The 7,085-nt window shown below is 68.8% G+C and carries 7 protein-coding genes; 3 read left to right on the forward strand and 4 right to left on the reverse strand.

The genetic code is table 11. The annotated features are described in order from the left end of the window. Nucleotides 1-30: 30 nt before the first annotated feature. Nucleotides 31-846: a 3-oxoacyl-ACP reductase gene (locus tag JF66_RS14765; protein ID WP_051973578.1), complete on the forward strand. Its 816-nt coding sequence runs from the start codon at nt 31-33 to the stop codon at nt 844-846. After that, nucleotides 843-2,189 carry an LLM class flavin-dependent oxidoreductase gene (locus JF66_RS14770; RefSeq protein WP_051973579.1) on the forward strand — a complete coding sequence of 449 codons (1,347 nt, stop codon included), beginning with the start codon at nt 843-845 and terminating at the stop codon, nt 2,187-2,189. The genes JF66_RS14765 and JF66_RS14770 overlap by 4 nt, the downstream gene beginning before the upstream one ends. Nucleotides 2,190-2,271: 82 nt before the next feature. Here JF66_RS14770 and JF66_RS14775 read toward each other — a convergent pair whose 3' ends face one another. From JF66_RS14775 to JF66_RS14785, 3 genes are all read right to left on the reverse strand, one after another. After that, entirely contained in the window at nt 2,272-2,712 is a 441-nt protein-coding gene (locus JF66_RS14775; RefSeq protein WP_035879233.1) for a molybdenum cofactor biosynthesis protein MoaE, read from the reverse strand. After that, nucleotides 2,712-3,227 carry a molybdenum cofactor biosynthesis protein B gene (locus tag JF66_RS14780; RefSeq protein ID WP_231556449.1) on the reverse strand — a complete coding sequence of 172 codons (516 nt, stop codon included), beginning with the start codon at nt 3,225-3,227 and terminating at the stop codon, nt 2,712-2,714. Before JF66_RS14780 ends, JF66_RS14775 begins: the two co-directional genes overlap by 1 nt. Nucleotides 3,228-3,296: 69 nt before the next feature. Next, complete coding sequence (locus JF66_RS14785) at nt 3,297-4,703, reverse strand: dicarboxylate/amino acid:cation symporter (protein WP_035879234.1); 1,407 nt, start codon at nt 4,701-4,703, stop codon at nt 3,297-3,299. 277 nt (nt 4,704-4,980) lie between these two features. Here JF66_RS14785 and JF66_RS14790 point away from each other — a divergent pair, with 277 nt between their 5' ends. After that, nucleotides 4,981-6,306 carry an MFS transporter gene (locus tag JF66_RS14790; protein WP_051973580.1) on the forward strand — a complete coding sequence of 442 codons (1,326 nt, stop codon included), beginning with the start codon at nt 4,981-4,983 and terminating at the stop codon, nt 6,304-6,306. A 131-nt stretch (nt 6,307-6,437) separates the two neighbouring features. Here the strand turns inward: JF66_RS14790 and JF66_RS14795 are convergent, their stop codons facing one another. Then, entirely contained in the window at nt 6,438-6,800 is a 363-nt protein-coding gene (locus tag JF66_RS14795) for a DUF488 domain-containing protein (RefSeq protein WP_035879247.1), read from the reverse strand. Nucleotides 6,801-7,085 lie beyond the last annotated feature (285 nt).

Genomic DNA, 7,085 nt, shown 5'->3' on the forward strand with positions numbered 1-7,085 from the left:
TGCCTTCGCCACCGGTTGAAAGGCACATCGATGACGACAACGACAGAATTCGACACGGCACCGGCGACGGAGGCCCCGTCCTCTCCCCCGATTCGCGAGCAGATCGTGCTCGTGACCGGAGGCGCCCGCGGGCTTGGCTCCCACCTCGTGACGGCGTTCCTCGGCGAGGGCGCCCGCGTCGTGATCAACTACCTCGGCAGCGCAGACGCGGCGACCGAGGTGGCCGCCCATGCGGGTCACCGTGCCATCGCCGTGCGCGCCGATGTGCGCGACCCCGGTCAGGTGGCCGCACTGTTCGATCAGGCCGCTTCCCACTTCGGCGCCCCCGTCACGACAGTCGTGAACAACGCCCTCGCCGACTTCTCCTTCAACGGCGACGCGCGACCAAACGCCGACGACCTGCGCTGGGAACACCTCAGCACCCAGTTCGAGGGCACCGTGCGCGCCGCCCTCAACACGGTGCAGTCCGCCCTGCCGGGCATGCGCGCCGCCGGCTTCGGCCGCATCATCAACGTGGGCACGAACCTGTTCCAGAACCCCGTCGTGCCGTACCACGACTACACCGCGGCGAAGGCGGCCCTGCTCTCCCTCACCCGCACCCTCAGCCACGACCTCGGCCCCGACGGCATCACCGTGAACATGATCAGCGGAGGCCTGCTGCGCACCACGGATGCCAGTGCCGCGACCCCCGAGGCCGTCTTCGACGTCATCGCGGCCGGTACCCCGCTGCGCCGCGTGACCACGCCCGCCGAGTTCGCCGACGCGGCACTGTTCTTCGCCTCGCCGTGGAGCCGCGCGGTCACCGGCCAAAACCTGATCGTCGACGGCGGCCTGGTGAAGGGATGACCCGCCCGCTGCACCTCAACCTCTACATCAATGGCTGCGGTCATCACGCGGCCGCATGGCGGCATCCGCTCTCCTCGGTGGAACAGCTCGGGTCGATCGCCTACTTCGAAGGCCTCGCACAGACCGCCGAACGCGGCCTTTTCGACGCGGTGTTCTTCGCCGACGGGCAGGCGATCGGCCCGGTCGCCGACGGGCCCGGCGGCTTCCTTGAGCCGATCACGGCCCTCGCCGCGATGAGCCGCGCCACCACCCACATCGGCCTCGTCACCACGGTCTCGAGCACGTTTTACACGCCCTTCCACGCCGCGCGTCTGCTCGCCTCACTCGACCACATCTCGGACGGTCGGGTGGGCTGGAACGTCGTCACCTCCATGTGGGACGCAGAGGCCCGCAACCACGGCCTAGAGCGGATGCCCACCCACGCCGAGCGCTACGACCGCGCCGACGAGTTCGTGCAGGTGGTCCTGGCACTCTGGGATTCCTGGGCCGACGAGGCCCTGCACTACGACCGTGCCGGGCGCTTCGCCGACCCGGCCGGCGTGCGCTCGATCGACCATGTGGGCGAGTTCTTCCGGGTGGACGGTCCGCTCACCGTGCCACGCCCACCACAGGGCAACCCCGTGCTGTTCCAGGCCGGCGCGTCGGATCCCGGACGGGCGCTCGCGGCCCGCCGCGCCGAGGCCGTCTACGCCGTGGCCGCGGACCTGCCGAGCGCCCAGGAGTACTACCGCGACCTGAAGCACCGCATTCTGCAGACCGGGCGGCAGGCGGATGCCGTGCCCATCCTGCCCGGGCTCGTCACGTATGTGGGTTCCACCGAGGCCGAGGCCCTGGCGAAGCAGCGCGAGCTCGACGAACTGCTGCCTGCCGCGGACTCGCTGCGCCAGCTCGCCCAGTTCATCGGCCAGGACTGCTCCGCCTGGGAGCTCGACGATCCGATGCCGTCGCTCGTTCCCCTCGGCGAGTTCACCGGTCCACAGGGGCGCTACGCCACCATCCTGCAGATCTGTTCGACCGTGGCGGGGCACGCAGGAGGCCGGCTCAGCGTGCGCCAGCTGCTCGGGCGGCTGGCTGCGGGAGGCGGCCACGCCACCATGGTGGGCACACCGGAGCAGATCGCCGACGAGATGATTCGCTGGGTTGATGAGCGCGGTGCCGACGGCTTCAACCTCATGCCGCCGACCCTCCCTACCGGCGTTGACGACTTCGTCGACCACGTTGTTCCGGTCTTGCAGCAGCGGGGCGTCTTTCGCCGCCAGTACGCCGGGCGCACCCTGCGCTCACACCTGGGGCTCGCCCGGCCGGTCGGGCGCGCCCCCCTGCTACCCGCGACGCGCGGCTGAGCGCGTCAGCGGCTGCACGCCCGCCCGAAAGGCCTACCCGGATCGGCACCGGGATGGCCAGCGGCGGGAGCCCGGTCCGAACCTAGGTCAGACCCACCCAGGTGTGCGCGCCGTCGGCCTCGTACTGCTTCTTCCAGATCGGCACCTCGGCCTTGACGGTCTCGACGAGCGCCTCGCAGGCGGCGAAGGCCACGGCGCGGTGCGCGCTCGCGACCGCGGCCACGAGGGCGAGGTCGCCCACATCGAGGTGGCCGATGCGGTGGCTGACGCAGAGCGTGACCAGAGGATGCTGCGCCCGTACCCGGTCGGCGATCTCGCCGATGATGCGCCCCGCGTCGGGGTGCGCGCTGTAATCGAGGCCGGTCACCGCGCCGGTGGCATCGGGGTCGTGATCCCGCACCTGGCCGATGAAGGTGACCACCGCGCCGTCGGCGCTCGTCGAGACGGCCGCCACGTGCTCGTTCACGTCGAGCAGGGCATCCGTCACCCGGGCGAAGCCGGGCGTGCCGCCTCTCGCGGGCATCAGTGGTCTCCCCCGTCGAGCTGGTCCAGCACGTGCCTCACGAGGGGAGCCACCAGGCCGATGCCGTCGCGCACGCCCCCGGTGGAGCCCGGCAGGTTCACGACGAGGGCACCGGTGTTTCCGGCGGAGTCGGCCACGCCGGCCAAGCCGCGGGACAGCACGGCGGTGGGGATGGTCGCGGCGTTCTGCGCGCGCAGGCGCTCCGCGATGCCGGGAAGCTCAACCCGCAGCAGCGGGCGGGTGCCTTCGGGCGTGCGGTCGCGGGCGCTCACCCCGGTGCCGCCGCTGGTGATCACGAGGCGGGCCCCGTCGGCCAGGGCCGCGGAGATCGCACCCGCGACGCTCTCCGCGCCGTCGGGCACGATCCGCGCCGCGCCGCAGGGAATACCCGCGGCGGCGAGGGCCTCCACCGCTGCGGGGCCGGAGAGATCGGGCCGCTCCCCACGGGAACACCGATCGGAGACGGTAATCACGACGGCGTGCACGTCGGCGCCGAGTTTAAGCTGTGTTTTCACCGTTCCACAGTACCCCGGCCCCTTCCACGCCCGTCCGGTGCCCGGTCATCTTTCGTCCGTCGCACCGGCTCAGCGGGTCGTTGGCGCCGAGACGTCGCCATCGACCAGCTCACGCGGGGCCGATTCTTCGACATCGTCAGAGAACGGCTGCGCGGTGCGCGGTGCGTTGTACAGTGTCTCGTCCAGAATGCCCTGGCGCTTGGCCACGATGGTGGGCACGAGGGCCTGGCCCGCCACATTGACGGCGGTGCGGCCCATATCGATGATCGGGTCGATCGCCAACAAGAGACCGACTCCGGCCAACGGCAGTCCCAGTGTGGACAGGGTCAGCGTGAGCATCACCACGGCGCCCGTGGTGCCGGCCGTGGCCGCGGACCCCAGAACCGACACCAGAACGATCAGCAGGTACTGGGTGAGGTCCAGCTGGATACCGAAGAACTGGGCCACGAAAATTGCGGCGACCGCGGGGTAAATGGCCGCGCAGCCGTCCATCTTGGTGGTGGCGCCCAGCGGCACGGCGAAGGAGGCGTACTCGCGGGGCACCCCGAGGCTTCGCTCGGTGACCCGCTGCGTGAGCGGCAGGGTGCCAATGGAGGAGCGCGACACGAAGCCCAGCTGCACGGCCGGCCACACACCCGAGAAGTACTGCTTCACAGACAGTCCGTGGGATTTGATCAGCACGGGATAGACCACGAACAGAACCAGGATCAGGCCGATGTAGATGGTGATCGCGAACTTGCCCAGCGACCCCATGGTGTCCCAGCCGTAGACGGCCACGGCATTGCCGATCAGGCCGATCGTGCCCAGCGGGGCAACGCGGATGATCCACCACAGCACCTTCTGGATGACGGCCAGCGCCGAGGCGTTCAGGTTCAGGAAGGGTTCGGCGGGCTTGCCCACCTTCAACGCGGCGATTCCCACCGCGATGGCGATCACCAGGATCTGCAGCACGTTGAAGCTGATGTTGGTGGTCGCGGCTCCGTCGACCACGGTGGTGCTGGCGCCGAGTCCCACGAAGTTCTTGGGGAACAGCCCGGTGAGGAACGCCCACCAGTCACCGGTCCGGCCGGCGTATTCGGCATCCGCTGCCAGTCCGGTGCCGGCACCCGGCCGCACCAGAACGCCCAGGCCGATGCCGATGGTCACGGCGATCAGTGCCGTAATGGCGAACCACAGCAGGGTGTTCCAGGCCAGTTTCGCCGCGTTGGACACCTGCCGGAGGTTGGCGATGGAGCTGACGACGGCCGTGAAAATCAGGGGAACGACGGCCGCCTGCAGCAGGGACACGTAGCTCGAGCCGATGATCTTCAACGTGGCGCCCAGACCGTTGGGGCTCGCCTCGGTGCTGCCGGTGTATTTGGCGACCAGACCGAGACCCAGGCCGATGATCAGCGCGGCGATGATCTGCACGCCGAAAGACGTGGCCCATCGGGGCAGGCGGGTGCGGGAGGTGCGGACGGGGGTTGCTGAAGTCACGTGAGGGACGCTTTCTGGCACATTGTTCTTCTCGCGGGCTGACGCAGTGCAGCTCACCTGCCCTGTCCGAGTGCAGGGACGGCTCTGGGTGCAAGACCTGACGGCTGCGCAGTATTCCGATTTCTGCGTTCTTCCTCAATCCGCCACCCGGCACCCGGCACCCGGCACCCGGCAGGCCGAATCATTTTTCACGGTGTTTGCGTGTTGAGCGCGGGAGCCGACGCGATCAGGATGGCAAGCAAGCGGGCCACCGTGGCCCGCACCCCCGAGGAATCATATGTCCACCGTCTCAGACCCCGTCGTTCCCAACGTCCTCAAGTCGGATCTGTCCAACTGGGATCCGGAACACGATGAAACGTGGGATTCCCGACTCGCCTGGCGCACGCTGTGGATCACGACCTACAGCCTCACGCTCACCTTCGCCGCGTGGTATCTGGTTAGCGCCATCGCCCCGCGGCTCAACGGCATCGGCTTCGACCTGTCGACGGAGCAGCTGTACTGGCTGGTGGCGCTCCCCGGTCTCGCCGGCGGCCTGCTCCGGCTCGTCTTCATGTTCCTGCCGCCCATTCTCGGTTCCCGAGTATTGGTCGCGCTGTCCTCGGCGCTGCTGCTGCTGCCGATGATCGGCTGGACGCTGGCGGCCCGCGACACATCGACGCCGTACTGGGTACTCCTCGCCCTCTCCTTTTCCGCGGGTATCGGCGGCGGCGCGTTCTCCGGTTTGATGGCGTCCACGAGTTACTTCTTCCCGAAGCGCCTCGCCGGTACCGCGCTCGGGCTGCAGGCCGGCATCGGCAACTTCGGCATCGGACTGATCCAGCTGCTCACGCCGTGGGTCGTCGGCTTCGGCCTGCTCGGAACCGCCGCCCTCACCCCGCAGAGCGAGGCGAACGGCCAGTTCGTCTGGCTGCACAACGGCGGACTCGTGCTCATCCCGTGGGTGCTGCTGGCCGTCGTTCTTTCGCTCAAGTTCCTGCGCAGGGTGCCGATCACGGCGAACTTCCGCCAGCAGATGGATATCTTCAGGATCAAGCACACCTGGATCATGACCGCGCTCTACCTGATGAGCTTCGGCGCCTACAGCGGGCTCGCGGCCCAGATGGGCCTCATCATCCTGAACGTCTACGGTGACTTCGAGAACGCGCCAGACCCGCTCGCCTTCGCGTTCATCGGCCCGGTGGTCGGCGCGCTCGTACGCGCGGCCAGCGGGCCGCTGTGTGACCGCTTCGGCGGGGCGATCTTCACCTTCCTTGGCGGCGCAGGCATGGCCGTGGGAACGATATTCACCGCCTTCTTCCTCACCCCCACGCACGTGGGCGAGTTTTCCGGTTTCCTCGGCGGCATGATCGCGATCTTCTTCTTCTCCGGGCTGGCCAATGCCGGCACGTTCAAGCAGATGCCCATGATCTTTCCCAAGCGCCAGGCCGGCGGCGCCATCGGCTGGACCGCGGCGATCGCTGCCTTCGGGCCACTCATCGTGGGATTGTCGCTCACCGCAATGAGCCCGACGTCATTCTTCATCGGCTGCGCGGTGTTCTGTGTGCTCTGCACCGGGCTCGCCTGGTTCTTCTACGCACGGCCGGGCGCACCGTACCCGAGCTGAGCCTGCCTGACAGCACCGCACAGCGCACCCGCTGTCCGCGGTAGCGTCGGCGCACGTTCCGGCACCCGCAGCACACCTCCGGCAAGTCGGCGCACGTTCCCCCCTGCGCCAACCTCCCCACCCTGCGCCGACTACGCGGGGGACTCAGCCAGGTACTCGGCGAGGAGGCGCGCATGGTTGACGTGCGGGTCTTTCGCCCCGTACACGAGCGTTGCCGGGCCCCGGGCGACCAGCGCGCGCAGCGCGGCGACCGCCGTGACGGTGAGCGGATCCCCGTCCAGCTCGGCCCGGTACCGCAGCGCGAACTCTTCCATGCGCTCCGGATCGTGGCGCCACCAGGTGCGCAGCTCGGGCGAGGGGGCCACCTCTTTGAGCCAGGAGTCAAGGTGTGCGCGCTCCTTCGATACGCCGCGCGGCCAGAGGCGATCGACCAGCACGCGGCATCCGTCACTGTCGCTCGCCGGCTCGTAGGCGCGTTTGATCTGTATCGTCATACCCTCAGTCTCCCCGACCATGCGGGAGGACTGCCTCATCGGGTCTCCTCAGGAGATAGGGCACCTCTCCCCATCTCGTTGGTCGAGGAGCGAGGAACGAGCGTCTCGAGACCGCGCAACCTGACTCGCAAACTCGGCTCACCGGGTCTCGTGTCTCGTGTCTCGTGTCTCGACAGGCTCGACAACCGGCGCCGTAGACGGCGTTCCTCGACCAGCGGAATGGGGAAACCGCGGCGCATTTCCCCCTCCCACGGTGGCGCGAAGCGCCCGACCAGCTCGATCGCT

Origin of the sequence: Cryobacterium sp. MLB-32 (genome assembly GCF_000738085.1) — a bacterium.
GTDB lineage: Bacteria > Actinomycetota > Actinomycetes > Actinomycetales > Microbacteriaceae > Cryobacterium.